Raw genomic sequence first — 26,533 nt, 5'->3', positions numbered from 1 at the left:
GAAGATGACCACTGCTCTTGTGCCGCTGCCCACGTCGGTTCGGCAGACCGATGCCGACGCCTACCGCCTCGATGCCGAGACCACGATCGCCGCGCCCGCCGAGCTGCGCGGTGAGGCCGAGTGGCTGCAGGGTGCGCTGCGCCCCGCGACGGGGCATCCGTTCCGCGAAGCCGTCACCGCTGACGGTGCGGCCGGAATCGTCTTCACGCTCGACGCCGAGCTCGGGGCCGAGGCGTATCGCCTGACCGTGAGCGCAGACGGCGTTCGCATCTCCGCGGGCGACGCGGCCGGCGCGTTCTACGCCGCGCAGACGCTGCTGCAGCTGCTGCCGGCCGCGATCTACCGCCGCAGCACGGTGCCTGGCATCGACTGGGTGGTCCCGGCGGTCGAGATCACGGATGCGCCGCACTTCGGCTGGCGCGGCGCGATGCTCGATGTGGCGCGCCACTTCATGCCGAAGCACGACGTGCTGCGCTTCATCGACCTGCTCGCCGCGCACCGGCTGAACGTGCTCCACCTGCACCTGACGGAGGACCAGGGCTGGCGCATCGAGGTCAAGAAGTACCCGCGCCTCACCGAGATCGGCGCCTGGCGCGTCGAGTCGCAGGTGGGCGCCGGGAACGAGGAGACCGCCGTCTTCGATGCGCGGCCCCACGGCGGCTACTACACGCAGGACGACCTGCGCGAGATCGTCGCCTACGCCGCGGCACGGCACGTGAACGTCGTGCCCGAGATCGACGTGCCCGGCCACTCGCAGGCGGCGATCGCGGCCTACCCCGAGCTCGGGGTGAAGGGCGAGCAGCTCGAGGTGTTCACGCGCTGGGGCATCAACCCCAACGTGCTCAACATGGAGGAGTCGACGGTGCAGTTCTACCGCGACGTCTTCGACGAGGTGATGGACATCTTCCCGGGCCTGTACATCGGCGTCGGCGGCGACGAGTGCCCCAAGGAGCAGTGGGAAGCAGACCCGCGCACGCAGCAGCTGATGGCCGAACGGGGCCTCTCGAGCGGCGAGGAACTGCAGACCTGGTTCATCCGCGAGCTCGACCAGCACATCACCTCACGCGGCCGCCGGCTCTACGGCTGGGACGAGATCCTCGAGGGCGAGCTGGCGCCGGGCGCGACGATCGCCTCATGGCGCGGCACGCGCGGCGCCGTCACCGCGGCGCGCCGCGGCCACGACGTGGTGCTCTGCCCCGACGACGTGGTCTACCTCGACTACCGGCAGTCCGAGCTTCCCGACGAGCCGATCCCGGTGGCGATCGTGCTGACCGTGGCCGACGTGTACGCGTTCGACCCGATCCCGGAGGGGCTCACGCCGGAACAGCAGCGCCACGTGCTGGGCGGCCAGGCGAACATCTGGACCGAGCACATGGACTCGCCGCGCACCGTCGACTACTTCGCGTTCCCGCGACTGGCCGCGGTCGCCGAGGCGCTCTGGACCGACGCTCCCAAGGACCTCGACGCGTTCCTCGGGCGCCTCGACGCTCACCTCGCGCGTCTCGACGCGCTCGGCGTCGAGTACCGTCACGACGACGGCCCGCGGCCGTGGCAGCGTCGCCCTGGCATCCCGGGGCGCCCGCATTCCCGTGAGGAGCGCAACGCCTACATCGACGCGGTGACCGCCAACATCAGCGAGTGACGGCCGAGCGCCCGTCGCACGTTGCCGCCGCCTAGCCAGAGGAGACCCAGATGGAGATCGTCATCCTGCCCGACGCGAGTGAGGTCGGGCGGGTCGCGGCATCCGTGGTCGCCGACGTCGTCGAGCGCGAGCCCGAGGCGGTCATCGGGTTCGCGACGGGTTCGTCGCCGCTTGCGATCTACGCCGAGCTGGCGAGGCGAGCGGATGCCGGCGAGCTCGACTTCTCACGCGTGCGCGGCTTCGCGCTCGACGAGTACGTCGGCCTCGACTACGGGCACCCCGAGAGCTATCACGCGGTCATCGATCGGACCGTGACGAAGCCGCTGGGCATGGACCCTGCGCTCGTCGCCGTGCCGGACGGCATGGCATCCGATATCACCGCGGCCTGTGCGGCTTACGAGGCCGCGATCGACGCGGCGGGCGGCATCGACGTGCAATTGCTCGGCATCGGCGCGAACGGCCACATCGGGTTCAACGAACCGACGTCCTCGCTCGCGAGCCGTACGCGGATCAAGACGCTCACGCCGAAGACCCGCGCCGACAACGCCCGGTTCTTCGATTCGCCCGAGCAGGTGCCGACCCACTGCGTGACCCAGGGGCTGGGCACGATCCTGCGGGCGCGCAGGCTCGTTCTGGTCGCTCAGGGCGCGGGAAAGGCCGATGCGGTCGCGGCGGCCGTCGAGGGGCCGGTCTCGGCCTCGTGCCCCGCGTCGGTGCTGCAGCTGCACGAGTTCGCGACGGTCGTCGTCGACGAGGCCGCCGCCGCGCGGCTGACCAACGCCGACTACTACCGCTACGTCTGGCAGAACAAGCCCGGCTGGAAGCACTACTGAGCTGCGTGCGCGACACCCTCGTCGCGCTACAGCTGCGGGTCAGCGCCACTTCTGCGGCTGTGGCGCCGTGCCGCAGCTGTAGCGCCGGCTAGCGCGTCGCGTCGAGTGCCGCCCGTGCCGCCGCGACGATCGCGGGATCGAGCGACCAGTGGTCGCGCTCACGACGCTTCGCCGACAGGTGCACCGCGGCGACGCCGGCCGCGGTGAGCCGAGGAATCGCGTCAACGGTGACACCACCGCCGGCCATCACCTGGACGGCCCCTGCGGCGGCGACCATCCGCGTGATCACGTCCACCGCGTCGCCGGCGGAAGGGCGCCCGCCCGAGGTCAGAATGCGGGTGGCTCGGACGGCCGAGGCCGCGGCGCGCGCGGCGGAGCGAACCGGGTCGGCGCTCGCGTCGATCGCACGGTGGACGGTGACCGAGACATCCGATCGCGCTGATCGCGCCGCATCGGCCATGCGCTCGATCGCGGCGAGATCGAGCTCGCCAGCGGCATCCAGCGCGCCGATCACGACACCAGCCGCCCCAGCGCGCACCACGTCGGCGGCCTCACGGCACATCAGCCGCACCTCGTCGTCGTCGTAGACGAAGTCACCGGCCCGGCACCGGACGAGCACGTGCGTCTGCGCCCCCGTCTCGACCGTCGCCTCGATCGCGGCCTGTGACGGCGTGACGCCGCCGAGCTCGAGAGCCGTGCACAGCTCGACCCGATCGGCGCCGTGCGCCTGGGCGAGTGCCGCCGCGAGGTCGGAGGTGACGGCGATCTCGAGCAGCGCCGTCATTCGTCGGGCCCGGTCAGCGGCTCGTCGGACGGCGCGATGATGCGGGCGGAGAGATCGGGCTCGAACTCGGGCGAATCGAACGGAACCATCGGGCGGCGGATGCGATGATGCCCGAGCCTGACCAGATCCTGGTCGACGCCGCCCGGGGTGAGCGCCATCATCCACTCGGCCGCCATGTCGTACAGCTCCGGCTCGAGGTAGCCGATCTTGACGAGGACCACGTCGGCGTCGCGTGGCGCGAGCCCGAGATCGGTGAAATCGTGCTCGTGGTGATAGGGCTTGCGCAGGCGCGTGACGATCACGCTCAGGCCGCCGACCCTGATGACGACCTCGATCTCCGCGTCGCGGTCGCCCTGCTTGATGGCGTCGACCACGCCGGTGAGCGTGACGGGCCCTTCATGCACGCCGTCGACCGCGGCGCCGACCGATACCGTCACGGTCGCGCCGATGCCGGCCGCGATGGCCGTCTCGACGGCTGCCGGGCCGGGGATCGAGGCGTAGATCACCGTGCGGTCGCCCGCCGTGACGCGCGGGTCCTCGAGGAGGCGCGCGAGTGTCCAGGTCACGTCGCCGGCACCGCCTGCGGTGGGGTTGTCACCGCTGTCGCTGATGAAGAACGGGCGCTGTGCCGACGCCAGCGCGGCGTCGAGGGTCTCGGCGAGGGTGCCGACGGGTGCGACGAAGTCGAAGTGGGGGCCCGCCTCCCAGAACGCGCGGGCGAGGCGCTCGGCCTGCGCCGTGATGGCCTGCCGGTCGTCGCCGGTCACGACGGTGACGGCACGGTTCCGCGGCTCATCGGCCCACGCGTAGCCGACCCAGATCGCCGCGTCGAGAACGCCGGGGGCGGCGGCCGCATCGGCGACCTGCGCGTACACGCTCTTCGCGGGGTCGATGCGCGTCGAGGTCTTCTCGCCGGGGAGCAGGACCGGGACCGGCACCCACGCCTTGAGCGGGCGCCCCGCGCCGGAGACGAGGCGGTCGACCAGGTTGCGGACCCCGCGCTCCTTGGTCTCCTCGGCATCCTCGTGCGGCGCCATGCGGTAGCAGGTGATCAGATCGCTCAGGTGGGCGAGCTCGCGGCTCACGTTGCCGTGCAGGTCCATCGTCGTGGAGATCAGGACGTCGGGGCCGACCGTGTCGCGGATCCGGGCCAGCAGAACCGCCTCGGCATCGTCAAGGCCCTCGACGGTCATCGCGCCGTGGATGTCGTACCAGAGGCCGTCGAGCGGCGGCATCGCGGCGAGCCGCTCGATGATCTCGTCGGACAGGGCAGCGAACGCCTGGGCCGTCGCGGTGCCGCCCGGCAGGGACTTGCCGACGAGGGCCGGATGCCACTCCGCCGCATCGTGCAGCGGCGTCCCGGCACCGAGGAAGGCGCGGTAGCGGTCAAGGATCTCGGCCCCCCGCATCGGGTGGAACGCCGGCGCCTCCGTTCGGGCGGGGGAGAACGTGCTCGCTTCGATGCCCAGGCCGGCGATGGCGATGCGCGGGATTCGGGCGGCGGCGTCAGACATGGATTTCCTTCCGGAGGGGTGCGGAGGTGGCGCGGGGAATGGATTCGAGGGTCTCTGCAAGGGAGCGCTGCAGCGCCTGCAGTCCCGCGCCGACGACGCCGGCGTCGGCGCCGAGACTGACGGGTTCGATGCGCAGGTTCCGGGTCAGCAGGGGGTGGCAGCTGCCGTAGAGCTGACCCCGGACGGCGGCGACGAACGGCTCGAGTGTCGAGAGGATGCCGCCGAGGAAGACGGAATCGGGGTTGAAGAAGTTCACGTTCGCGCTGAGCACCTCACCGAGGTACGCGCCGGCCTGCCGTGCCGCCTGGTTGGCGACGGGATCCCCCGACTCCACCAGCTCGACGACGTCCTCGGTGCTCGCGACCCGGCGGCCGCTCTCGTTCAGGATGCGCTGCAGCGCGGCGCCGGATGCGACCGTCTCGAGGCACCCCAGGTTGCCGCAGGCGCACGGGATGTCTCCCGCCGCGAGCACGCGAACGTGCGTGATGTCTCCTGCCGCACCGTTCGCCCCGTGATGCAGGTGGCCGTCGAGCATGATCCCCGCACCGACCGCCGTGCCCGCCTTCACGGTGATCGAATAGCGGCGCTCGCCGTGGTGGGCAGCGTCCTCGCCGAAGGCCATCATGTTCGCGTCGTTGCCGATCTCGGCCACGACGCCGAGGCGGTCGGCGAGCTGTGCACGGATGGGGTAACGGTGCCAGCCGGGCATCCGTGACGGGCTGTCCACCCAGCCGCGCGCGATGTCCACCGGGCCGGGAAGCGAGAGGCCGGCCGCGGTCAGCTTGCCGGGCGTCGTGCGGAACAGCTCATCGAACGCGCCGACGAGCACGTCGAGGCACGCGTCGGGACCGAGCGAGAGGTCGATCGGCATCGTGGTCACGCTCTCGCGGACGCCGCCGCTGCGAACGACCCCGATGCGCGCGTGTTTGCTGCCCAGGTCTGCGGCGACCGCGTACTCGTCGGTGTGACCGATGCGCAGCACCTTCCTCGGACGCCCTCCGGTCGAGGACTGGACGCCTTCCTCCGCGACGAGACCGCGCCCGATCAGCTGCTGCACGGCGAGCGAGACGCTGCTCGCCGGCGCACCGAGCTGCTGCCCGAGCTCGGTGCGCGTCGTCGCCTGACCGCCGGCGATCAGGGCGAGTGCGCGCCCGGCCAGGGTCTCGTGACCGGCGTCGCCACGCCCTCGGGTTTTTTCAAGCATGTGAAAAGTAATTCCAGACATCTGCTCGGGATCGTGATTGTTGAAAGACTAGTCATGCTGACGAGCGGCGTGGTTTCGCCAAAACTGTCGTAATAGAGTTTTTACAACCCGGCATTACTTTTTCCGTTCACGTGCCCTTTACTAATTGCACGGCGATCCGTTGCCGTCGCTCGCCGACACGTGTCGGCCGCACCCCTGTTGAAGGAGAAAGATGTTCCCTGCACGCTCGGCGGCGCGCCGCGCTCTTGTCGCGGCTGCCGCGGCGGCGGCCGCCGCCCTCCTGCTCGCCGGCTGTACGTCCGGCGGCTCGTCCCAATCCGGATCGAGTTCCGGCAAGGACACCGTCAACTACGCGCTGCCCGCCAACTTCACGCCGAACTGGATTCTTCCCGTCGGCGCCCCGGGCAAGCTCAACACCAACAACGGCTCGATCGCGGCCTCACTGTGGGAGCCGCTCGTCGCCTACGACGGGTCAACGGGGACCGTCGGCTGGCACAAGGACGCGAGCATCGCAAGCGATGTCCAGTTCAATTCGGCCGGCACCTCGGCGACGATCACGCTCGCCAACCGGCACTGGAGCGACGGCAAGCCCGTGACGTCGCGCGATGTGGAGTTCTGGTACAACCTCGTCAAGGCGAACAAGAAGAACTGGGGCAACTACAACGCCGGCCAGGCGCCCGACAACTGGACGAAGCTGACCGTCGTCGACGACACCCACTTCACCATCACCTTCGACAAGGCCTACAACACGCAGTGGATGCTGGCGAACGAGCTCAGCCTCATCACACCGATGCCGCAGCACGCGTGGGACAAGACGAGCGACAGCGGCGCCGTGGGCAACTACGACGAGACGGCAGCCGGCGCGGTGCAGGTCTGGAACTACCTGAACTCCGCCGCCGGTGACATCTCGAGCTACGCGACGAACCCGCTGTGGAAGGTCGTCGACGGCCCGTACACCGTGACCAAGTTCAGCACCAGCGGCAACGTCACGCTCAGCGCCAACAAGAAGTACGACGGCGGCGAGAAGGCTCAGATCGCGACGGTGAACCTGCTGCCGTTCACGTCGGCCGACGCCGAGGAGAACGCCGTGCGCAGCGGCCAGGTCGACTACGGGTACATCCAGCCGACCTCGCTCGACCAGAAGGCGTCGTTCACCGCGAAGGGCTACTCCGTCGATCCGTGGACCGGCTGGGCGATCACCTACTTCCCGTACAACTTCAACAACCCGACCATGGGGCCGGTGTTCAAGCAGCTGTACGCGCGGCAGGCGATTCAGCAGTCCGTCGACCAGAACAGCCTCGTGAAGGCGATCTTCGGCGGCACGGCGACCGCCGGCTACGGTCCGATCCCGCAGTCGACCAAGTCCGACTTCCTGTCGCCCGACCAGTCGAACAACCCGTACCCGTTCTCCAACTCGGCCGCCAAGAAGCTGCTCACCGACCACGGCTGGAAGGCCGGCTCTGACGGCGTCATGGTCTGCGACGACGCGGGCAGCGGTGCGAACCAGTGCGGCACCGGCGTCAAGGCGGGCACGAAGTTCACGATGCAGGTGCTCGCTCAGTCGGGCTCGCAGGTGACCGACAACGAGATGAGCGCGCTCCAGTCGTCGTTCAAGGACAGCGGCATCGGATTCACGATCAAGCAGGCGCCGGTGAACACCGTGCTCTCGCAGACTCCGCAGTGCACCGCTGACCAGCCGATCTGCAAATGGCAGCTGTCGTACTTCGGCACGGCGGGCAGCTGGTACTTCAGCGCCTACCCGACGGGTGACTCGCTGTTCCAGACGGGCGGCGGCGCCAACTTCGGCAACTACAGCGACGCGCAGTCCGACGCCCTGATCAAGTCGACGACCCAGTCGAACGACTCGAGCGCCATTCAGAGCTACAGCGCTCTGCTCGCCAAGCAGCTGCCCGTGATCTGGCTGCCCGAGCCCGACTACCAGATCTCCGTGATCAAGAAGGGGCTGACGGCCCCCCAGGATCCGATGGCGAACTTCCACCCGGCCCGCTGGGCCTGGAAGTAGCACCGGAATCGGACCGGGGCGCCTCGCGGCGCCCCGGTCCGTCAGGTGTCTCACCCCTGCTGCGACGAAGGATCGCCGATGACCACAACCCTCTATCTCCTGCGACGACTGCTTCAGGCGGTCGTCGTCATCTTCATCGTCACGATCGTGGTGTTCTGCCTGCTGCACTCGCTGCCCGGCGGCCCGGCGCGCGGTGTCCTCGGCGTGCACGCGACGGCGCAGCAGATCGCCCAGTTCAATCGCGAGCAGGGGCTCGACAAGCCGCTGCCGCTGCAATACGTGATCTACCTCGGTCAGCTGCTGCGCGGTGATCTCGGCGAATCGTTCACGCTGAACGCGCCGGTGTCGCAGCTGATCCTGCAGCGGCTGCCGAAGACGCTCGTGCTCACGCTCGCCCAGGCGGTTCTCGCGCTCATCATCGCGATCCCGCTCGGCATGTGGCAGGCGCGACGCCGCAACAGCCCCGGCGACTACATCGTCACCACCGTCAGCCTGGTGCTGTACTCCACTCCGGTGTTCTTCCTCGGTCTGATCCTGATCGCGGTGCTGACCCAGGTCATCCCGCTCTTTCCCTCGCAGGCGCCGAGCGGCGACACGCTGGCCGAGGTGTTCAGCGACCCGGCCGGTCTCGTGCTGCCGATCATCACCGGGGCGGCGGCCATGGTCGCGGTGTTCAGCCGGTTCATGCGGTCGGCGACCCTCGAGAACCTTGATGAGGACTTCGTGCGCACCGCCCGCGCGGGGGGCTCTTCGACCAATTCGCTGCTGGTGCGGCACGTCTTCCGCAACTCGCTGACCCCGGTCGTCGCGATGCTCGGGTACTACGTCCCGGTGCTCTTCGGCGGTTCGCTCGTGGTCGAGCAGCTCTTCAACTACCCCGGAATGGGCCTGCTCTTCTGGAATGCGGCCCAGAGCTCCGACTTCCCCGTGCTGCTCGGCTGCGTGCTCGTGATCGCCGTCGCCACGGTCTGCGGGACCCTGCTGGCCGATGTGCTGCAGGCGATCATCGACCCCCGCGTGAAAACCGCCCGTTCGTAAGGCAGGAACCCCTCGATGTCCAGCACACTTCTGCAGTCGGCAGCCGATCTGCAACCGGCCGCGGCACCCGCCGGCGGCTCGCTCGCCTGGCGGCGCTTCCGCCGCAACCGCCTCGCCCTCATCGGTCTCGCGGTCGTGATCTTCTTCGTCCTGTTCTGCTTCGTCGGCCCGCTCGTGTACCACACGGACCAGACGGGCACGAATCTGAGCCAGATCAATCTGGGGCCCAGCCTGCGGCATCCGCTCGGCACGGACGCCGTCGGTCACGACGAACTCGGCCGCCTGATGTACGGCGGCACGGTCTCGTTGACGGTCGGCATCGCCGCGGGCCTGCTCGCGATCATCATCGGCATGGTCTGGGGTGCGGTCGCCGGCTATCTCGGCGGCTGGGTCGACACGGTGATGATGCGCGTGGTCGACGCCGGCATCGCGATTCCGGCGCTCTTCATCCTGCTCGTCATCTCCGCCATCTCGACGCCGCATGTCCTCGGACTCATCGTGATTCTGGGGTTCGTGTCGTGGCTCGTGCCGTCCCGCCTCATCCGGGCCGAGACTCTGACGCTGAAGAACCGCGACTACGTGCTCACGCTGCGCGCGTTCGGCGGCGGCCACTCGCGCGCGATCGGCCGGCACATCCTCCCCAACAGCGTGAGCACGATCGTCGTCTCGGCCACGTTCCAGATCGCCGACGCGATCCTGCTGGTCGCCTACGTGAGCTACCTCGGGCTCGGCGTGCAGTCGCCGCAGACCGACTGGGGCGGGATGCTCAGCCAGGGCCTCGACGCCGCGTATTCCGGGCGCTGGTGGCTCATCGTGCCGCCCGGGGTGGCGATCATCCTCGTGGTGTGCGCATTCAATGCGATCGGTGACGGTCTTCGCGACGCGTTCGCGGTGAGGGGGCGATGATGGCAGCGTCGAAGGACAGCGTGCTTGCGATCGACGGGCTGACCGTCGGATTCCGCACCGACGGCGGTCTCGTCGAGGCGGTGCGCGGCGTGAGCCTCGACATCGAGGCCGGCGAGACGCTGGCGCTCGTGGGCGAGTCGGGATCCGGCAAGAGCACCGTCGCGCTCGCCGCGCTCGGGCTGCTCGGGGGCACCGCGGTGCTGGGCGGCTCCGTGACCGTCGACGGCACGGCCGTGGTCGGAGCCGGCGAACGCAGCCTCATGGGCCTGCGCGGCAGGGTCGCGTCGATGGTGTTCCAGGAGCCGGCGACCGCACTCGACCCGCTGATGCGCGTCGGAGATCAGATCGCCGAGGTCATCCGCAACCACGGCGACGTTCCCGCGGCCGAGGCCAGACGACGCGCGGTCGAGCTGCTCGGCCACGTCGGGCTGCCCGACCCCGAGACCCGCGTGCGCTCCTTCCCGTTCCAGCTCTCGGGCGGCCAGCGGCAGCGCGTCGTGATCGCGATGGCCATCGCGAACCGGCCGAAGCTGCTGGTCGCGGACGAGCCGACCACTGCGCTCGACGTCACTGTGCAGGCCGAGATCCTCGCGCTGCTGCGCAGGCTCGCGGCGGAGAACGACATGGCCGTGCTGCTCGTGACGCACAACATGGGCGTGGTGGCGGACTTCGCCGACCGCGTCGCCGTCATGAACTCGGGTCTCATCGTCGAGCACGGCACGGTGGACGACGTGCTGCTGCGCCCGCAGCACGACTACACCCGTACGCTCCTGGCCGCGGTGCCGCGGCTCACCGTCGCCGAGGTGCGAGCGGCGTCCGCCGAGCCGGACTCCTCCACGATCGTCGAGCGCCAAGCATCCGATCTCTACGTCGCCGCATCGAAGATCGACGTGACCTTCGGTCGCGGCCCCCGCGCCGTGCACGCGCTCCGTGACGTGAGCCTCGACGTCGCCGCGGGGGAGACCGTGGGACTCGTCGGCGAATCCGGCAGCGGCAAGTCGACCATCGCGCGGGTCGTGCTCGGCCTCATCGAGCCCGACGCGGGCGAGGTGCGCGTCTTCGGCAGCTCGCTGCGCCGGACCCGCCGGCGCGCGCTGCATCGGCTGCGCGCCGGCATCGGCGCCGTGCTGCAGGACCCGGTCGCCTCGCTCGACGCCCGCCTCAGCGTCGCCGACTGCATCGCCGAGCCGCTGCTCGTGCACGCGAAGGGGATCGGCCGTGCCGAACGGCGAGCTCGCGTCTCGGCAGCGCTCGAATCGGTGCGACTGCCCGCGGCACTGATGGACCGTGCGCCTCGCGAGCTGTCCGGCGGGCAGCGTCAGCGCGTCAGTCTGGCCAGAGCGCTCGTTCTCAACCCGCGGCTGCTGGTCGCGGACGAGCCGACCAGCGCTCTCGACGTCAGCGTTCAGCGCACCGTGCTCGAGGTGATCACCGAGCTGCAGCATGAACTGGGCTTCGCGTGCATCTTCGTCTCGCACGATCTCGCGGTGGTGCAGGAGTTCGCGCAGCGCGTCGTCGTCATGCGCGACGGCCGCGTCGTCGAGACCGGCCCGACCTCCGTCACGCTGTCGCACCCGGAGACCGACTACACGCGTCGCCTGCTCGCGGCCGTGCCGGTGCCTGACCCCATGGTCCAGCGTGCGCGGCGGCTCAGCGCGGCGACGGGGGCCACGGCGTGAGCGCACCCGCCACCAACGTCATCGCGGGCGTTGACATCGGCGGCACCGCCACCCAGGTCGTGCTGTGCACGCCTCAGCTCGAGATCATCGGCCGGGCGACCACCCCGACTCCCCGCGGGGGCGATGCCATGATCGACGCGGCGGTGGGCATGATCGCGGGCCTCGTCGCAGAGCACGACACCGAACTGCTCGGTGTGGGGGTCGGCGCCGCGGGCGTGGTCGATTCCGTGGCGGGGGAAGTGCTCGTCGCGAGCGACACCTTCGTCGACTGGGCCGGCTATCGCGTGGCTGCGGAGCTGCGCCGCCGCGTCGGAGTGCCCGCCTTCCTCGAGAACGATGTGAACGCGTTCCTGACCGGCGAGACCGCGGCGGGTGCGATCACGGGTGCGACGGATGCCTTGGCGATCATGATCGGCACGGGCGTCGGCGGCGCGTTGTGGGTGGACGGCCGGCTCTTCTCCGGACCTCACGGCGCAGCCGGCGAGATCGGTCACATGCCCGGCTTCGGCGACGCGGTGTGCAGCTGCGGACGGCACGGGCACCTCGAGTCCGTCGCGGCGGGCCGGCAGATCGCACTGCGGTACCGGGAGGCAGGCGGAGACGAGCTGCGCAGTGCCGAGATCGCGCGTCGCGCCGAGGCCGGCGAGCCCCGCGCCGCTGCTGTCTTCCGTACCGCCGGCCGGGCGGTCGGCCAGGCAATCTCGGCCGTGTCCGCACTGGTCGACGTGACGACGGTGGTGGTCGGCGGTGGCGTCTCGAACGCCTGGGGATTGCTTGCGCCTGCGATCGACGGATATCTGAGTGACGAGCCGCCCGTCAGCGGGCTGCCGATCCGCATCGAGCGCAGCACGCTCGGCAAGGACGCGGTCGCCGTCGGTGCGGCGAGCCGCGTGCGGACCGAGCTCGGGCTCTGACCCGCGGCCGCTGCAGAGCCAACGCTCCGGCGCGGCAGCGGCCGAGGCTCTGGCGCGGCAGCCGCGCGGCAGCGGCCCGGCGGCCGGTCGCTGCCGCGCCGCGGTCAGGCTGCGGGGACCGCGGCGAGGAAGTCGTCGAGAGCCGCGAAGACCGCGGCCGGCTGCTCGAGGAACGGCAGATGGCCGGCTTCCGCGATCTGAGTGAAGCGTGCGCCGGGGATGCTGTCGGCGAGCGCACGCCCGTATGCCGGCGTGATGACCCGGTCGGAGCCGCCCCAGAGCACCAGCGTCGGGGTCGTGAGCGAGCCGAGCCGGCCGCGCAGGGTCGGCTCGTGCATGTACGGGTCGCCGGCGAGGGCGTCGAGCGTGGCCTGGTTGCCGCGTGCGATCGCGAGATTCTCCGGCGTCGGTTCGGGCACGACGAGCTTGGCGGGGTCGTGGAAGCTGAACGGCGCGATCTCTGCCGGTGTGAGGCCGGTCAGGTTGCGCACCGGCTCGCCGGGCACCTCGATGCCCGCGCTGTCGATGAGCACGAGGGCGCTGACCAGCTCGGGGTCGGCGAGGGCGAGTTCCGCGCCGATCCAGCCGCCGAGCGATGAGCCGATGACGATGGTGTGCGTGGTGCCGGCGTCTGCCAGCATCCGTCGATAGTGGTCGGCCAGTGCGCGCACGCTGTCGATGTCGTCGGGGCGCGGTATGCCGTTCCAGCCCGGGTGCGTCGGTGCGATGACGTCGGCGGCGTCGGCGAAGTGGGCGGCGAGGGGGCGCATGGTGGCGGGGCCTGCGCCGCCGTGCAGCAGGAGGACGGTGGGGCGTTCAGCGGGTGTGGTGGTCATGGCCATGACTGTAAATCAATATCTTTATATACGCAAGCTGATACAGTGTGGACATGACCGCGCACACCGTCACCACCGCCGAGCTGGCCACTGCCGAGCTGGCCACCGTCGATGCCGGGCAAGTCGGCCGTCTGCTGAAGCGCGCGCAGTACCGCAACCATCGTGCGCTCGATCGCGCGCTCGCCGCGGTGGGAACGACGCTCGCCCAGTGGGACGCCCTGCGTGCGATCGCCGAGGCGCCCGCCGCGTCGGCGCACGAGCTGGCCACGGCCACCTTCCAGAGCGACCAGGCCTTCGGCACCCTCGCGAGCCGGCTGATCGCTCAGGGGCTGGTGGAGCGCTCGCCAGGGCGGGGGCGGCGCGTTGAACATCGCTTGACGGATGCCGGCGAGCACCTGTTCGACGAGGGGGCCGTGGTCGCGGCCGCAGTCACGGCCCGATCATTCGCCGAGCTTTCGAACGCCGACCTGGCGACACTGCACGCCCTGCTCGCGCGAGTCGGCGCCCCGGTCGACTGACCCGTCCCGCGCGTGCGCTGTCCGGATCCGCCGCCCGCGCCCCGGATCTGAGCAGCGCACGGCGGATCCGGGCCGCGCAACCGGCGTCGAGCGTCAGGCGATTCGCGCGCCGGCGCCCCACACGCCGCGAACGGCCCAGTCATGGTCGAGCAGCACCGCATCCGCGGCATGTCCGGGCGCGAGCAGGCCGAGCCGGTGGTCGAGCCCGAGTGCACGCGCCGGCACCGACGTGACGGCCGCGATGGCCGCGACGGGCGAGATGCCGACGAGCTCGATCGCATTGCGCACCGCGACGTCGAGGGTCAGAGTCGAGCCGGCGATCGAGCCGAGAGACCCGTCGGCGTTCCGCAGGCGTGCGATGCCGTCTGCGACGGTCACGTCGAGCGATCCGAGGGCGTAGACGCCGTCAGACGAGCCGGCGGCGGCCATCGCATCCGTGATCAGCGCGACACGGCCTGCCGCCTCGTCGAACGCGAGCCGCGCGACGGACGGATGCACGTGCACGCCGTCCAGGATGAGCTCCAGCGTCACCCGCGGGTCTTCGAGCGCCGCGACGATCGGCCCCGGCGCTCGATGGCCGATGCCCGGCATGGCGTTGAACGCATGGGTGAGCAGTCGTGCTCCCCGGTCGAAGGCCTGCCGCGCCGCATCGAACCCGGCGGTCGTGTGGCCGACGGCGACCAGCACACCGGCCTCGACGAGCACGTCGATCGCCTCGAGCGCGTTCGGCCGCTCGACGGCGAGCGTGATCTGGTGCAGGGTGCCCCGCGCCGCCGCGATGAGCTGCTCGACGACGGCCGGCGACGGGTCGATCAGGAAGTCGGCGTTGTGCGCGCCCTTCCGCTCTTCGGCGAGGAACGGCCCCTCGAGGTGCGAGCCGAGAACGAGCGGGTCCTCGACGACCAGGTCGGCGACGACCGCAAGCGACGCTCGGAGCTCGTCGACCGGGTTCGCCACGAGGCTGATCACCGAGCGCGTCGTGCCGTGCGCGCGGTGGACCGCGAGCGCCTGCTCGATCGCGTACGCGCCGTCGTCGAACGCGAAGCCCCCGCCGCCGTGACCGTGCAGGTCGATGAAGCCGGGCGTGAGATGCAGGCCGTGCGCGTCGATGACGGATGCTTCGACCCCCGCGTGCGCGTGCCAGCCCTCGCCGTCGCCCGTGGCTGAGACCACCCCGTCGGAGGCGGCGAACCAGAATCCGTCGACTTCGCCGTTCGCGTCGATCTTGCGCGCGGAGTGGACGACGAGATCGGCCATGCTCAGACCCTAGTCGGTAGCCGCTAGATCTCGCGGCGGCCGATGATGAGGCCGGTCGCCAGTGCGATCAGCGTGAAGACGCCGAAGATGATCCACTGGTGCAGGTCGGCCCACGCGTAGGCCGCGGTGCCCATCACGACGATCTCGACCAGCGCCTTCACGAACTGGTCGACGGCGAACACGGCCTTCGGCGCGCGGAACAGCCCCCAGAGCACGATCGCGAGCACGGGCGCACCGATGCCGACGACAATGTTCAACCAGAACGGGAAAGTCGTGAAGCCCCAGATGCCGAGCGTGATGATCGCGAACACCTCGCACAGGAACCGGAGGGCGTCGACGATGCCGATCTGCGACTGCGGGGAATCTGCTGCGGGTCGTGCGGTCACAAGCTCAAGGTTAGCTGCGCGCACCTGAGTGCTCCGCGCGTGCGCGGCTGCGCCGGCCCGTCTCGCGTCAGCGGAAGATGATCGTGCGGTCGCCGTCGCGCAGCACGCGGTGCTCGCTGAACCACTTCACCGCCTGGCGCAGGGTGCGCGACTCCTCGTCCTGGCCGATCGCCATGAGCTGCTGCGGGGTCTGGCTGTGGTCGACGCGCACCACGTTCTGCTCGATGATCGGCCCTTCGTCGAGATCGCTCGTCACGAAGTGGGCGGTCGCGCCGATCAGCTTCACACCACGGGCGTGCGCCTGGCGGTAGGGGTTGGCGCCCTTGAAGCCGGGCAGGAACGAATGGTGGATGTTGATCGCCCGGCCCGCCAGCGCCTCGCACAGCTCGGGCGAGATGATCTGCATGTACCGCGCCAGCACCACGAGCTCGACGCCGTGGCGCTCGACCTCATCGAGGACACGGGCTTCGAAGGCCGCCTTGCTCGAAGCATCCGTCACCGCCAGGCTCTCGAACGGCACCCCATAGAAGCCGGCCAGATCTGCGAGGTCGGGGTGGTTCGCGAGCACGAGCGGGACGTCGACGGCGAGATACCCCGTGCGCTGGCGGAACAGCAGGTCGTTGAGCGCGTGCGGCGCCGTCGATGCGAGCACGAGCGTCTTCGTCGGGCGCCCCACGATGTCGAGATTCCAGTCGAGCTGGAATCGGTCGATGACGGGCGCGAGCGCGGCTTCGAACTCGTCTCGGGTGACGGATGCCTCGACCTGCAGCCGCATGAAGAAGCGCCCCGTGTCGGCCGACGCGAACTGCTGGCTCTCGGTGATGTTGCCGGACGCCGCCACGATCGCACCGCTCACCGCGTGGACGATGCCCGGGCGGTCGACACAGACGAACGTGAGGACCCAGTGCGTGGGCGCGGCAGTCATGCGCACAAGGCTATCCGGAGGTGGCCTGACGAGCGGGACACCCAGGAGCGCCGTGGGCGTCCCGACCCTAGGCTGGCGATATGGAGTACGTGAAGCTCGGAAACACAGGTCTTGAGGTCAGCCGCATCACGCTCGGCTGCATGAGTTTCGGCGAGCCCGCTGCGGGCGGCCACCAGTGGGCGATCGGCGAAGAGGCGTCGCGCCCGCTCCTTCGTCAGGCGCTGGAAGCCGGCATCAACTTCCTCGACACCGCCAACGTGTACTCGGGCGGCACGAGCGAGGAGATCGTCGGCCGTGCCCTGCGCGACTTCACGAGCCGCGACCAGGTCGTGCTCGCGACCAAGGTGAACGGCCGCATGCGTCCCGGCCCCAACGGCGCCGGCCTGTCGCGCGCCGCGCTCATGCTCGAGATCGACAACTCGCTGCGCCGCCTCGGCACCGACTACGTCGACCTGTACCAGATTCACCGCTGGGACCCGACGGTCCCCATCGAAGAGACGATGGAGGCGCTGCACGACATCGTGAAGGCCGGCAAGGCGCGTTACATCGGTGCGTCCTCGATGTGGGCGTGGCAGTTCTCGAAGGCCCAGTACATCGCGGAGCGCAACGGCTGGACGAAGTTCGTGTCGATGCAGGACCACTACAACCTGCTCTACCGCGAGGAAGAGCGCGAGATGCTGCCGCTCGCCGCCGACCAGGGCGCCGGCGTGATCCCGTGGTCACCGCTCGCCCGCGGGAAGCTCACTCGCGACTGGGAAGAGACGACCAAGCGCACCGAGACGGACCGGCTGCTCAACGAGAACAACATGTACCACGACGGCGACAAGCAGATCGTCGAGCGCGTCGCCGCCGTGGCGACCGAGCTCGGCGTGCCCCGCGCACAGGTCGCGCTCGCGTGGCTGCACCACAAGCCGGTCATCACCGCGCCGATCTTCGGTGCGACGAAGCCTGGACACATCGAGGACGCGGTCGCATCGCTCGACGTGAAGCTGTCGGACGAGCAGATCGCGTCGCTCGAGGAGCCGTACCTGCCGCGCGAGGTGGCGGGATTCTGAACCCGGCGCTGCGGTGGCTGATACTCTGAACCGGTCGCGACTGGCGTTGAGGTGGGCCACCACCGGGGAGCGACTCTGACTCACGGATTCGGCCGCACGCCTGGGCCGATACGGCCCCCCGTACGCCATCCGTCTGTCAGAAAGGCTGCCTGCCATGGTGGACAACTTCAACGCCCCTCTCACTGAGGTCGACCCCGAGATCGCCGAAGTGCTGCGTCTCGAGCTCGGTCGCCAGCGCGACTATCTCGAGATGATCGCGAGCGAGAACTTCGTGCCGCGCGCCGTGCTCGAGTCGGCCGGGTCGGTGCTCACGAACAAGTACGCCGAAGGCTACCCGGGCCGCCGTTACTACGGCGGCTGCGAGTTCGTCGACATCGCAGAGCAGCTCGCGATCGACCGCGCGAAGTCCCTGTTCGGCGCCGAGTACGCCAACGTGCAGCCGCACTCGGGCGCGAGCGCGAACGCGGCCGTGCTGTCGGCCATCGCGAAGCCCGGCGACACGATCCTCGGCCTCGAGCTCGCCCACGGCGGACACCTCACGCACGGCATGAAGCTCAACTTCTCGGGCAAGCTGTACAACGCCGTGAGCTACGGCGTCGACCCTGAGACCTTCCGGGTCGACATGAACGTCGTCCGCGACAAGGCGCGCGAGCACAAGCCGACCGTGATCATCGCCGGCTGGTCGGCTTACCCGCGCCAGCTCGACTTCGCCGCGTTCCGCGAGATCGCCGACGAGGTCGGCGCGAAGCTGTGGGTCGACATGGCCCACTTCGCGGGCCTCGTGGCCGCCGGGCTGCACCCGAGCCCCGTGCCGTACGCCGACGTGGTCTCGTCGACGGTGCACAAGACGATCGGCGGCCCGCGCTCCGGCTTCATCCTGAGCCGCGACACCGAGCTCGCCAGGCCGCTCAACTCGAACGTGTTCCCCGGCCAGCAGGGCGGCCCGCTGATGCACGTGATCGCCGCGAAGGCGACCGCGTTCAAGCTCGCGGCGACGCCCGAGTTCCGCGACCGCCAGGTGCGCACCATCTCAGGCGCGCGCCTGCTGGCCGAGGCGCTCACCTCCGACGAGTCGCGCGCGGCCGGCATCAACGTGCTCACCGGCGGCACCGACGTGCACCTCGTGCTCGCCGACCTTCGAGAGAGCGAGCTCTCCGGGCAGGACGCCGAGAACCGTCTGCACGAGGTCGGCATCACCGTGAACAAGAACTCGGTGCCGTTCGACCCGCGTCCGCCGATGGTCACCTCAGGCATCCGTATCGGCACACCTGCGCTCGCGACCCGCGGCTTCGGCGACACCGAGTTCGCCGAAGTGGCCGACATCATCGCGAAGGCGCTGCGGCCCGACTACGACCCGGCGTCGCTGCGCGCCCGGGTGCGAACCCTCACCGACGCGTTCCCGCTCTACCCCGGCCTCGAGTACTGACCCGCAGGTGCGCCGGACGGACTCACATGCGCGCTGTGGTTGCGCACCCGGCGCACCCGAGTCCGTCTGGCGCATCTGGGCCGGTGGCGGCTAGAGCGACGCGTAGAGGCGTGCGCGCTCGGCGTAGTGCTGCGAATTGGCGCGGATGCCTTCCACTTCGGCATCCGTCAGCTCACGCCGCACCTTCGCCGGCACGCCCGCAACCAGTGAGCGCGGCGGCACGATCGTGCCCTCCGTCACGAGCGCGCCCGCCGCGACCAGCGAACCCGTGCCGATGACCGCGCCGTTCATGATCGTGGCGTGCATGCCGACCAGCACGTCGTCCTCGATCGTGCAGCCGTGCAACACGGCGGTGTGACCGACCGAGACGCCCGAACCGATCGTCAGCGGACTCCCGTGATCGACATGGCACGCCACCAGATCCTGCAGGTTCGAGCCGGCGCCCAGCGTGATCGGCTCGTTGTCTGCGCGGAGGACCGCGTTGAACCACACGCTCGAACCCTCCCCGAGGGTGACCGCGCCGATCAGCGCGACGCCGGGCGCGACATACGTCGCGGCGCTCTCGTCAGGGCTTCCGATGGGCAGGCTCACGCGCACTTCGCTCATGCTCTCGTTCCTACCACTCCTATCGCTCGCGATAGGCCCCACGGGCGCGCTACAGCTCACGGGCGCGCTACAGCTACGGGATGGCGCCCCAGCCTCGCGAGTCGCGCCATGCTGCAGCTGTAGCGCAGCCGGTGGGCGCTAGCGCTCGCGGGCCGCGCTCTGTGTTGATGTGGCGGCGGGGACCCGCCGCCGGGCGCTAACGCTCTCGGGCTGCGCCCCTTGATGGCCAGACCACGAACATCTCTGGCGCCGTGTAGCCGTGCTCGGCGAAGGCGCCGTCGACCGAGACCTGCACCTGCGAGATCAGCCAGGTCGGGGTGAGCGCGATGACCGAGCCGCCGAAGCCGCCGCCGGTCATCCGCGCGCCGATCGCGCCGTAGTTGAGCGCGATCTCGACGGCGAGGTCGAGCTCGCGCGTCGAGATCTCGAAGTCGTCGCGCATCGAGCGATGCGACGCGAACATGAGATCGCCGATTTCGGTGGCGCCCGCCTCGCGCAGCACGGCGACCGTGTCGAGCACCCGCTGGTTCTCGGTCACGATGTGCCGCGCACGCCGGAACGTCACGCCGTCGAGGGTCTCGCGCGCCGCGATGAGCTGTTCGAGAGTCACGTCGCGCAGCGAGCGCACGCCGAGTTCGCGGGCGGCGCGCTCACAGGCGGCACGCCGATCGGCGTACTCGCCCGAGGCGTGCTCGTGCGCGACTTTCGTGTCGATCACGAGGATCGCGAGATCGGATGCTTCGAGCCCCAGCTCGACGGGCTCGGCCGCTCCGCTGCGGCAGTCGATGAACAGGGCCGCGCCCTCTTCGGCGAGCAGGGCGGCGGACTGGTCGAGAATCCCTGTCGGTGCCCCGACGAAGTCGTTCTCGGCGCGATGGCACACGTCGACGAGCTGGGCGCCGTCGAAGTCGAGTCGCCAGACCTCGTTGAGTGCGACCGCGAGCGCCCCCTCGATCGCGGCGGAAGACGACAGGCCCGCGCCGATCGGCACGTCCGAGTCGAAGTGCACGTCGAACCCGGGCAGGCCGGCGAGGTCGGCGCCGAGCCGCCCGAACGCCCAGACCACGCCGAGCGGGTACGCGGCCCAGCCGAGCGCGGCCCTCTTCTCGCCATCGAGCCCGCTCGCGACATCCGCCACCCGCACCTCGACCACGTCGTCGCCGGCCGCGCTCGACACCCGGATCACGTCATCGTCCCGCAGCGCGAGGGCGCCGAAGGTGCGCCGGTCGATCGCGAACGGCAGCACGAAGCCCTCGTTGTAGTCGGTGTGCTCGCCGATCAGGTTGACGCGCCCCGGCGCGGACCATATGCCGCTCGGGGAATACTCGAAGCGCGCTTCGAAGCCCGCCTGCGTCTCGTCGACCAGATCGTTGCCGCCAGTGCCGCTCATACCGGGTTCTCCTCGTCCGCTCGCGCGATGGCCGCGCGCAGCGCTTCCGCTTGGGCCTCGGGCGGCACGTCGCCGATCCACGCACCCATCGCCGCCTCGCTGCCGGCGAGGTATTTGAGCCGGTCAGCGCCGCGTCGCGGGCTGGTCAGCTGCAGGCTGAGACGGATGCTGTCGCGGTGGGTCGCGACGGGCGCCTGATGCCACGCCGCGATGTACGGCGTCGGATCATCGTAGAGCGCGTCGACGCCTCGTAGCAGCCGCAGGTAGAGGACCGCGAGCTCGTCGCGCTGCGCGGGCGTCGTCGCGGCGAAGTCGGGGACGTGCTCGTGCGGCAGCATGTGCACCTCGATGGGCCAGCGCGCGGCGAACGGCACGAATGCCGTCCAGTGCTCGCCCGAAAGCACGACGCGCGGGCCGCGGCGCTCGTGGTCGAGGATGTCGGCGAAGAGCGTCGGCCCGTACTCGTCGATCGACGCGATCAGCCGCTCGGTTCGCGGCGTGACGTACGGGTAGGAGTAGATCTGGCCGTGCGGATGCTGCAGCGTGACGCCGATCTCGGCACCGCGATTCTCGAAGGGGAACACCTGCTGCACGCCCGGAAGCGCCGACAGTGCTGCGGTGCGATCGGCCCAGGCCTCGATCACCGTGCGCGCGCGCGAGCGATGGATCGACCCGAAGGCGCCCTCACGCGCGGGGCTGAAGCACACGACCTCGCACCGCCCGTACGACGGCGATTCACGACCGAGACCGATGCCGTCGAGACTGCCGAGCGTCGCGGCCGGGTCGCCGGCATCGGGCAGTGCGGGACCGAAAGACGGAGACCGGTTCTCGAACACCGCGACGTCGTAGTTCGATGGGATCTCGGACGGGTTGGTGGCCGACTGCGGTGCGAGCGGGTCGAGCGCGGCGGGGGGCATCACGACGCGGTTCTGGCGCGCCGCGGCGATGGAGATCCATTCGCCCGTGAGCGGGTCCTGGCGCATCGTCGCGGTCGGGGGCCGCTCGTCGAGCAGTCGTTCGTCGGGCGCTCGATCGGGTGGCAGGGTGCTGTCGACGTCGTCGAAATAGATCAGTTCGCGGCCGTCGGCGAGGCGGTGCACGCGCTTGGTGATTTCCGGCACATCGGCACGATACGAACTTTCGGTAGCGAAAGCAAACGGCTTGCGCTTTGACAAGATGCGGATGCCTGTGCAGGATGGCGCTGTGACCGAAGGAGCCGTGAGCGCACCCGAGCGCCGCGCAGGCATGCGGTCGCTCATCGAGGAATCGTTCTTCGTGCGCGTCGCGGAACTCAGCGAACGCTTCGAGGTCTCTGCCGTCACGGTGCGCGGCGACCTCGAGGCGCTCGAGAACGAGGGCGGCATCCGGCGGATCCGCGGCGGGGCGATGCCGACCGGGCAGCTGGCCGAGCGCCCCTTCGAACTCAGCCAGGTCGACGCGGCCGAGCAGAAGGCGCGCATCGCGGCCGCCGCCCTGCGGGAGCTCGAGCCGGGCATGAGCGTGCTCCTCGACGTCGGAACCACGACCGCGGCGATCGCGCGTGCGCTCGTCGCCGACGCATCCGCTCACGGTCTCACGGTCATCACGAACGGCCTGGCCATCGCGCTCGCCCTCGAACCCGCGCTCGACCGGCTCGACGTCGTCGTGACCGGCGGCAGCCTGCGCCAGCTGCAGCACTCGCTCGTCGCGCCGCTCGCCGACACCGTGCTCGGCCGCGTGCACGCCGACATCGCGTTCATCGGATGCACCGGCGTCGACGGCCGTGGCGGCGTCACCAACATCAATCTGCCCGAAGCCGACGTGAAGCGCTCGATGATGGCGGCCAGTTCCCGTAACGTCATCGTTGCGGACAGCTCCAAGATCGGCAGAGTGCACCTCGGCCGGGTGGCCGATGCACCTCAGATCGATCTGCTCATCACCGGCGACGACTCGGCTCCTGCCGCCCTCACCGCGCTTCGCGACGGCGGCTGCGGACCCATCGTGACGGTGTGAGCCGTTCGACCCTCTGACCCGACGGAAGGAATCCCATGGCCTGGCTCGTGACCGGTGGCGCCGGCTACATCGGTGCGCACGTCGTGCGCGCCCTGCAGGAGGCCGAGCTCGGCGTCGTGGTCATCGACGATCTCTCCAGTGGGCATCGCGAGTTCGTGCCCGCTGAGGTGCCGTTCGTCGAGGCATCCGTTCTCGACGGCACAACGCTCGACGAGCTCTTCGCGGAGCATGACATCGAGGGCGTCATCCACCTCGCCGGCTACAAGTACGCGGGCGAATCCGTCAAGCGGCCGCTGCACACCTACGCGCAGAACGTGACCGGCACCGCCGTCCTGCTCGCCGCGATGGAGCGCGCGCAGGTCAGCCGCATCGTGTTCTCGTCATCGGCGGGCGTCTACGGCACGCCGCGCGACGAGCGCGTCACCGAGGCGACGCCGACCACCCCCGAGTCGCCCTACGGCGAGTCGAAGCTGATCGGCGAATGGCTGCTCGCTGATCAGGCGCGCGCGACCGAGCTCGTGCACACCTCGCTCAGATACTTCAACGTGGTCGGCTCGGAGGTTCCCGAACTGCCCGACACGAGCCCGTACAACCTGTTCCCGCTGGTCTTCCGCGCGCTGAAGGAAGGTCGCGCGCCGAAGATCTTCGGCGACGACTACCCGACCCCCGACGGCACCGCCGTGCGCGACTACGTGCACGTCGCCGACCTTGCGCGTTCGCACGTCGCGGCCGCGAGACGGATGCGTGCCGGCGAGCCTCTCGAGCCCGTGTACAACCTGGGCAGCGGTGAAGGCTCCTCCGTGCGTCAGATCATGGACGCCATGGTGCGTGGCACCGGCGTCGACTTCACGCCCGAGATCGCGCCTCGCCGCCGGGGCGACCCGGCCCTGATCGTCGCAGACGGCCAGCTCGCCGCGCGCGACCTCGACTGGGCGATGCGGCACACGCTCGACGACATGGTCGCGAGCGCGTGGGCGGCGGCACGCTGACCATCACCGGGCACGAACCGGGGCGCGCTTTTCAGGCGACCGGCTTAGCCATAGGCTGACGACCGTGCGTGCACCCACGGGAGAACAGTACGAACTCATCCGCACGACCCCCGCGGGGCCTGCGCGAGCGGTGATCACTCAGCTCGCAGCGGGCATCCGCGAGTTTCAGATCGGCGGTGTCGACCTCGTCGAGCCGTTCGAGGTCACGGGGTCACCGCAGTCGGCCCAGGGCATCGTGCTGTCACCATGGCCGAACCGCGTGCGCGACGGCAAGTGGACGTGGCGCGGCGCTGATGGCACCGAGACGAAGCTGCAGCTGCCGCTCACCGAGCCGGCCTACGGGAACGCGAGCCACGGCCTGCTGCGCTTCACGAGCTACGAACTCGCCGACAAGGGCGCCGACTTCGTCGAGCTGCAGGTGACGATCTACCCGCAGAACGGCTACCCGTTCCTCGTCGACACACGCGTGCGCTACGAGCTCACCGACGACGGCCTCACGGTGACGCACACGTTCGCGAACGGCGGCGAGACGGATGCTCCGGTCGCCGTCGGCGCGCACCCGTACTTCCGCCTCGGCGAGGTCGACACGAACGAGCTTCTGCTCACCGTGCACGCCACGACGCACTACGAGCTCGACGAGAAGATGATCCCCGTCGGATCGACGCCCGTCGACGGCACGCGCTTCGACCTGCGCACGCCGCAGCGCGTCGGATCGCTGACTCTGAACGAGGGCTACGCCGACGCGGGGCCCGGCGAGCTCGCGCAGCTCACCGCGCCCGACGGCTCGTCGCTCGTGCTGTGGGGCGACGAGGCGTACCGCTTCGTGCAGGTCTACACCCACCGCTCCTTCGCGTCGTTGCCGGAAGGCGGGGTCGCGCTTGCGCTCGAGCCGATGACGGCGCCGACGGATGCCTTCAACTCCGGCGTCGGCGTGCAGCGCCTCGCACCGCACGAGACCTGGTCGGCGACCTGGGGCGTGCGCTACACCCCCGCCGCGTAGGCCGGACGCGGCACGACCTGGGACCTAGTCCAGGGAATCCGATCGCCACAGCCGCGCGCTTGCGCCCAGCTCGTCACCGGTCTTCGCGAACCGCGACGCGCGCGTCGTGAGCTCGGTCGCACGCTCGGGGGCGGAGGGGTCGACGTCGTCCGCGACGCTGGCGCAGCCGGCCGCCTCGACGCGGCAGAAGGCGGCGGCGCGCTCCAGAGCGTCCGCGAAATCGCCCTCGAATGCGCCGCGCAGGATCTGGTCGGCCAGCTCGATGATCTCGGCGGGGCCGGTCGGCAACTGGGCGCCGGCGATGACCGGGTCGATCGTGGTGGTCACGTCGACGCCGCGCTGGAAGAGGAAACTCGTCTCGGTGGGGTTCTGCCGGATCAGCACGCGCACGAGGTAGATGCGCCACAGGGCGCCCGGCAGGGTCTTGGGCAGAGCGGGTGCCCACAGTTCCGCTATCGCGTCGATGCCGTGCTCGTCGGTGTAGTGCACGAGCCGCTTGACGACGTCGGGATCGGGATCGCCGCGGACCCGGGACAGCAGTGCGTGCGCGGTCTCGTGAGCCACTCTGAGTGATTCCGCGGGGTCCTTGCCGCCCAGGAATCCCTCGAAAATTCGACTCGGGAACTTCACGGGCTTGTGGAACTCATCGGACATTCGGTGCGGTCTCCTGTGATGTGTCAAGGGGGTTCTGGCGGTTCATGATCGCCTGGATCATTGCGGGCATGAACATTTTGCTGATCATCATCGCAATCGTCGCGATTGTGCTGCTCTTGACGGGTGGCTTCCTGGCTGCTGCCCACTGGCTGTTGTGGGTCGGCATCGTCCTTGCCCTCTTCGCCATCATCGTGTGGATCGTACGTGCCATCGGTGGTCGTAACCGAGTCTGACCGAACAGGATTCCCGCCCGGTGCCCGAGAGGGTGCCGGGCGGTTCCACGTCGGCTCGGTCGCGCGGACACGTTACGCTGGAAACCACGCCCCTGTAGCTCAGTCGGTAGAGCTGCGGACTTCAACTGAAAACAAATAGGAGCGCCGGCGCAGAAATGCGCCGGATGAACGTCGCTATATGCTGGGACACCCTGAGAGCCGAAGGTACTCGCCGCGAGGCAGTGAAAATCCGGAGGATTGGGCAATCAGCAGGTAACCGCAAGGGAACCTCAGAGACTACACGCGACGCACCTGACCGGTTCGGCCGAAGGTGGTGAGATAGTCCAGACTGCAAGCCGCTCAGGCGGTGGCTGGGGAGACTCAGTGCAGCAGGTTAATCCGTTGGTCGCGAGTTCGAGTCTCGCCGGGGGCACCAGCCGGGAATGTCGCACGTCGCCGCTACCTTCGGCGTATGAAGCGATGCACGCTCTGCGGCGGAAGGTTCGAGCTGGCGCTGTTCAACAAGAAGGTCAGTTCCCCGGACGGGCACCAGAACGTGTGTCGCGAGTGTAATCGCGCCCAGGCACGCCGCTATTACGCGAATAACCGAGCCAAGCACCTCGCCATCGTCATGGAGCGCACGAAGCGATCGCGCGTCGTCGCGCAGGACTACGTCGGCGAGTACCTCTCGACCCACCCGTGCGTCGATTGCAGCGAGGCGGACGTGCGGGTCGACGGCGACGCGTAGCG

At 69.8% G+C, this 26,533-nt stretch carries 26 protein-coding genes and 1 riboswitch; of the genes, 15 read left to right on the top strand and 11 right to left on the bottom strand.

What is annotated here, in order from left to right; translation table 11 throughout:
* Positions 1-4: 4 nt before the first annotated feature.
* Entirely contained in the window at positions 5-1,642 is a 1,638-nt protein-coding gene (locus tag ACFOYW_RS03055) for a beta-N-acetylhexosaminidase (RefSeq protein ID WP_390227163.1), read from the top strand.
* 50 nt (positions 1,643-1,692) lie between these two features.
* Entirely contained in the window at positions 1,693-2,475 is a 783-nt protein-coding gene (gene nagB / locus ACFOYW_RS03050; protein ID WP_390227162.1) for a glucosamine-6-phosphate deaminase, read from the top strand.
* An 88-nt stretch (positions 2,476-2,563) separates the two neighbouring features.
* On the opposite strand, the gene ACFOYW_RS03045 is transcribed toward nagB, so the two are convergent.
* From ACFOYW_RS03045 to ACFOYW_RS03035, 3 genes are read right to left on the bottom strand one after another with little or no spacing between them, the layout of a single operon-like run.
* A complete protein-coding gene (locus ACFOYW_RS03045) occupies positions 2,564-3,259 on the bottom strand; it encodes a copper homeostasis protein CutC (RefSeq protein WP_390227161.1) in 696 nt (231 codons plus the stop codon).
* Complete coding sequence (locus tag ACFOYW_RS03040) at positions 3,256-4,773, bottom strand: M81 family metallopeptidase (protein WP_390227160.1); 1,518 nt, start codon at positions 4,771-4,773, stop codon at positions 3,256-3,258. The genes ACFOYW_RS03045 and ACFOYW_RS03040 overlap by 4 nt, the downstream gene beginning before the upstream one ends.
* Entirely contained in the window at positions 4,766-5,977 is a 1,212-nt protein-coding gene (locus ACFOYW_RS03035; protein WP_390227159.1) for an ROK family transcriptional regulator, read from the bottom strand. The genes ACFOYW_RS03040 and ACFOYW_RS03035 overlap by 8 nt, the downstream gene beginning before the upstream one ends.
* Positions 5,978-6,188: 211 nt before the next feature.
* On the opposite strand from ACFOYW_RS03035, the gene ACFOYW_RS03030 reads away from it, so the two are divergent.
* The 5 genes from ACFOYW_RS03030 to ACFOYW_RS03010 all read left to right on the top strand — a co-directional run bounded on the left by ACFOYW_RS03030 (position 6,189) and on the right by ACFOYW_RS03010 (position 12,537).
* Positions 6,189-8,000 carry a peptide ABC transporter substrate-binding protein gene (locus ACFOYW_RS03030; RefSeq protein WP_390227158.1) on the top strand — a complete coding sequence of 604 codons (1,812 nt, stop codon included), beginning with the start codon at positions 6,189-6,191 and terminating at the stop codon, positions 7,998-8,000.
* A 78-nt stretch (positions 8,001-8,078) separates the two neighbouring features.
* A complete protein-coding gene (locus ACFOYW_RS03025) occupies positions 8,079-9,038 on the top strand; it encodes an ABC transporter permease (protein WP_390227156.1) in 960 nt (319 codons plus the stop codon).
* A 15-nt stretch (positions 9,039-9,053) separates the two neighbouring features.
* Entirely contained in the window at positions 9,054-9,944 is an 891-nt protein-coding gene (locus ACFOYW_RS03020; RefSeq protein ID WP_390227155.1) for an ABC transporter permease, read from the top strand.
* Positions 9,944-11,623, top strand: coding sequence for a dipeptide ABC transporter ATP-binding protein (locus ACFOYW_RS03015; RefSeq protein WP_390227154.1), 1,680 nt, complete (start codon positions 9,944-9,946; stop codon positions 11,621-11,623). Before ACFOYW_RS03020 ends, ACFOYW_RS03015 begins: the two co-directional genes overlap by 1 nt.
* On the top strand, positions 11,620-12,537 hold the full coding sequence (locus ACFOYW_RS03010) for an ROK family protein (RefSeq protein ID WP_390227153.1): 918 nt from the start codon (positions 11,620-11,622) through the stop codon (positions 12,535-12,537). The genes ACFOYW_RS03015 and ACFOYW_RS03010 overlap by 4 nt, the downstream gene beginning before the upstream one ends.
* Before the next feature lie 104 nt (positions 12,538-12,641).
* Here ACFOYW_RS03010 and ACFOYW_RS03005 read toward each other — a convergent pair whose 3' ends face one another.
* A complete protein-coding gene (locus ACFOYW_RS03005; protein WP_390227151.1) occupies positions 12,642-13,373 on the bottom strand; it encodes an alpha/beta fold hydrolase in 732 nt (243 codons plus the stop codon).
* A 53-nt stretch (positions 13,374-13,426) separates the two neighbouring features.
* Here ACFOYW_RS03005 and ACFOYW_RS03000 point away from each other — a divergent pair, with 53 nt between their 5' ends.
* Positions 13,427-13,891 (top strand): MarR family winged helix-turn-helix transcriptional regulator, encoded by a 465-nt coding sequence (locus ACFOYW_RS03000; RefSeq protein ID WP_390227150.1) that lies wholly within the window; start codon positions 13,427-13,429, stop codon positions 13,889-13,891.
* 93 nt (positions 13,892-13,984) lie between these two features.
* Here ACFOYW_RS03000 and nagA read toward each other — a convergent pair whose 3' ends face one another.
* The 3 genes from nagA to ACFOYW_RS02985 all read right to left on the bottom strand — a co-directional run bounded on the left by nagA (position 13,985) and on the right by ACFOYW_RS02985 (position 16,459).
* The gene (nagA, locus tag ACFOYW_RS02995) at positions 13,985-15,148 is read right to left on the bottom strand and encodes an N-acetylglucosamine-6-phosphate deacetylase (RefSeq protein ID WP_390227149.1); all 1,164 of its coding nucleotides are present in this window, start codon (positions 15,146-15,148) and stop codon (positions 13,985-13,987) included.
* Positions 15,149-15,171: 23 nt separating this feature from the next.
* On the bottom strand, positions 15,172-15,534 hold the full coding sequence (locus ACFOYW_RS02990; protein ID WP_390227147.1) for a YrdB family protein: 363 nt from the start codon (positions 15,532-15,534) through the stop codon (positions 15,172-15,174).
* Between the two features lie 67 nt (positions 15,535-15,601).
* Entirely contained in the window at positions 15,602-16,459 is an 858-nt protein-coding gene (locus tag ACFOYW_RS02985) for a formyltetrahydrofolate deformylase (RefSeq protein WP_390227146.1), read from the bottom strand.
* A gap of 80 nt (positions 16,460-16,539) precedes the next feature.
* Between ACFOYW_RS02985 and ACFOYW_RS02980 the strand changes: the two genes are divergently transcribed.
* Together ACFOYW_RS02980 and glyA are read left to right on the top strand one after the other, a co-directional pair.
* Complete coding sequence (locus ACFOYW_RS02980) at positions 16,540-17,514, top strand: aldo/keto reductase (protein ID WP_390227145.1); 975 nt, start codon at positions 16,540-16,542, stop codon at positions 17,512-17,514.
* 26 nt (positions 17,515-17,540) lie between these two features.
* A riboswitch (ZMP/ZTP riboswitch) is annotated at positions 17,541-17,627 on the top strand.
* Positions 17,628-17,668: 41 nt separating this feature from the next.
* Positions 17,669-18,940 carry a serine hydroxymethyltransferase gene (gene glyA / locus ACFOYW_RS02975; protein ID WP_390227143.1) on the top strand — a complete coding sequence of 424 codons (1,272 nt, stop codon included), beginning with the start codon at positions 17,669-17,671 and terminating at the stop codon, positions 18,938-18,940.
* A gap of 90 nt (positions 18,941-19,030) precedes the next feature.
* Here glyA and ACFOYW_RS02970 read toward each other — a convergent pair whose 3' ends face one another.
* From ACFOYW_RS02970 to galT, 3 genes are all read right to left on the bottom strand, one after another.
* Positions 19,031-19,546 carry a gamma carbonic anhydrase family protein gene (locus ACFOYW_RS02970; RefSeq protein ID WP_390227141.1) on the bottom strand — a complete coding sequence of 172 codons (516 nt, stop codon included), beginning with the start codon at positions 19,544-19,546 and terminating at the stop codon, positions 19,031-19,033.
* Positions 19,547-19,742: 196 nt separating this feature from the next.
* A complete protein-coding gene (galK, locus tag ACFOYW_RS02965; protein WP_390227139.1) occupies positions 19,743-20,936 on the bottom strand; it encodes a galactokinase in 1,194 nt (397 codons plus the stop codon).
* A complete protein-coding gene (gene galT / locus ACFOYW_RS02960) occupies positions 20,933-22,057 on the bottom strand; it encodes a galactose-1-phosphate uridylyltransferase (RefSeq protein WP_390227138.1) in 1,125 nt (374 codons plus the stop codon). The genes galK and galT overlap by 4 nt, the downstream gene beginning before the upstream one ends.
* 82 nt (positions 22,058-22,139) lie before the next feature.
* Here galT and ACFOYW_RS02955 point away from each other — a divergent pair, with 82 nt between their 5' ends.
* From ACFOYW_RS02955 to ACFOYW_RS02945, 3 genes are all read left to right on the top strand, one after another.
* The gene (locus ACFOYW_RS02955) at positions 22,140-22,928 is read left to right on the top strand and encodes a DeoR/GlpR family DNA-binding transcription regulator (protein WP_390227137.1); all 789 of its coding nucleotides are present in this window, start codon (positions 22,140-22,142) and stop codon (positions 22,926-22,928) included.
* A 35-nt stretch (positions 22,929-22,963) separates the two neighbouring features.
* The gene (gene galE / locus ACFOYW_RS02950; protein WP_390227136.1) at positions 22,964-23,917 is read left to right on the top strand and encodes a UDP-glucose 4-epimerase GalE; all 954 of its coding nucleotides are present in this window, start codon (positions 22,964-22,966) and stop codon (positions 23,915-23,917) included.
* A 64-nt stretch (positions 23,918-23,981) separates the two neighbouring features.
* The gene (locus ACFOYW_RS02945) at positions 23,982-24,917 is read left to right on the top strand and encodes an aldose 1-epimerase family protein (RefSeq protein WP_390227134.1); all 936 of its coding nucleotides are present in this window, start codon (positions 23,982-23,984) and stop codon (positions 24,915-24,917) included.
* A 24-nt stretch (positions 24,918-24,941) separates the two neighbouring features.
* Here the strand turns inward: ACFOYW_RS02945 and ACFOYW_RS02940 are convergent, their stop codons facing one another.
* Positions 24,942-25,571 carry a DNA-directed RNA polymerase subunit beta gene (locus ACFOYW_RS02940; RefSeq protein ID WP_390227133.1) on the bottom strand — a complete coding sequence of 210 codons (630 nt, stop codon included), beginning with the start codon at positions 25,569-25,571 and terminating at the stop codon, positions 24,942-24,944.
* Between the two features lie 44 nt (positions 25,572-25,615).
* Between ACFOYW_RS02940 and ACFOYW_RS02935 the strand changes: the two genes are divergently transcribed.
* Positions 25,616-25,804, top strand: a complete 189-nt coding sequence (locus tag ACFOYW_RS02935; RefSeq protein ID WP_390227373.1) for a hypothetical protein — start codon at positions 25,616-25,618, stop codon at positions 25,802-25,804.
* Positions 25,805-26,255: 451 nt separating this feature from the next.
* Complete coding sequence (locus tag ACFOYW_RS02930; protein WP_390227132.1) at positions 26,256-26,531, top strand: hypothetical protein; 276 nt, start codon at positions 26,256-26,258, stop codon at positions 26,529-26,531.
* Positions 26,532-26,533 lie beyond the last annotated feature (2 nt).

Source organism: Gryllotalpicola reticulitermitis (genome assembly GCF_042651345.1).
GTDB lineage: Bacteria > Actinomycetota > Actinomycetes > Actinomycetales > Microbacteriaceae > Gryllotalpicola > Gryllotalpicola reticulitermitis.
The sequence above is the reverse complement of the archived record's forward strand: the minus strand, read 5'-3'. Positions and strand labels throughout refer to the sequence as shown.

Coding starts and splice junctions, on each gene's coding strand:
- ACFOYW_RS03055 (WP_390227163.1), top strand. CDS start 5: ATGACCACTGCTCTTGTGCCGCTGCCCACGTCGGTTCGGCAGACCGAT.
- nagB (WP_390227162.1), top strand. CDS start 1,693: ATGGAGATCGTCATCCTGCCCGACGCGAGTGAGGTCGGGCGGGTCGCG.
- ACFOYW_RS03045 (WP_390227161.1), bottom strand. CDS start 3,259: ATGACGGCGCTGCTCGAGATCGCCGTCACCTCCGACCTCGCGGCGGCA.
- ACFOYW_RS03040 (WP_390227160.1), bottom strand. CDS start 4,773: ATGTCTGACGCCGCCGCCCGAATCCCGCGCATCGCCATCGCCGGCCTG.
- ACFOYW_RS03035 (WP_390227159.1), bottom strand. CDS start 5,977: ATGCTTGAAAAAACCCGAGGGCGTGGCGACGCCGGTCACGAGACCCTG.
- ACFOYW_RS03030 (WP_390227158.1), top strand. CDS start 6,189: ATGTTCCCTGCACGCTCGGCGGCGCGCCGCGCTCTTGTCGCGGCTGCC.
- ACFOYW_RS03025 (WP_390227156.1), top strand. CDS start 8,079: ATGACCACAACCCTCTATCTCCTGCGACGACTGCTTCAGGCGGTCGTC.
- ACFOYW_RS03020 (WP_390227155.1), top strand. CDS start 9,054: ATGTCCAGCACACTTCTGCAGTCGGCAGCCGATCTGCAACCGGCCGCG.
- ACFOYW_RS03015 (WP_390227154.1), top strand. CDS start 9,944: ATGGCAGCGTCGAAGGACAGCGTGCTTGCGATCGACGGGCTGACCGTC.
- ACFOYW_RS03005 (WP_390227151.1), bottom strand. CDS start 13,373: ATGACCACCACACCCGCTGAACGCCCCACCGTCCTCCTGCTGCACGGC.
- ACFOYW_RS03000 (WP_390227150.1), top strand. CDS start 13,427: ATGACCGCGCACACCGTCACCACCGCCGAGCTGGCCACTGCCGAGCTG.
- nagA (WP_390227149.1), bottom strand. CDS start 15,148: ATGGCCGATCTCGTCGTCCACTCCGCGCGCAAGATCGACGCGAACGGC.
- ACFOYW_RS02985 (WP_390227146.1), bottom strand. CDS start 16,459: ATGACTGCCGCGCCCACGCACTGGGTCCTCACGTTCGTCTGTGTCGAC.
- ACFOYW_RS02980 (WP_390227145.1), top strand. CDS start 16,540: ATGGAGTACGTGAAGCTCGGAAACACAGGTCTTGAGGTCAGCCGCATC.
- glyA (WP_390227143.1), top strand. CDS start 17,669: ATGGTGGACAACTTCAACGCCCCTCTCACTGAGGTCGACCCCGAGATC.
- ACFOYW_RS02970 (WP_390227141.1), bottom strand. CDS start 19,546: ATGAGCGAAGTGCGCGTGAGCCTGCCCATCGGAAGCCCTGACGAGAGC.
- galK (WP_390227139.1), bottom strand. CDS start 20,936: ATGAGCGGCACTGGCGGCAACGATCTGGTCGACGAGACGCAGGCGGGC.
- galE (WP_390227136.1), top strand. CDS start 22,964: ATGGCCTGGCTCGTGACCGGTGGCGCCGGCTACATCGGTGCGCACGTC.
- ACFOYW_RS02940 (WP_390227133.1), bottom strand. CDS start 25,571: ATGTCCGATGAGTTCCACAAGCCCGTGAAGTTCCCGAGTCGAATTTTC.
- ACFOYW_RS02935 (WP_390227373.1), top strand. CDS start 25,616: ATGATCGCCTGGATCATTGCGGGCATGAACATTTTGCTGATCATCATC.
- ACFOYW_RS02930 (WP_390227132.1), top strand. CDS start 26,256: ATGAAGCGATGCACGCTCTGCGGCGGAAGGTTCGAGCTGGCGCTGTTC.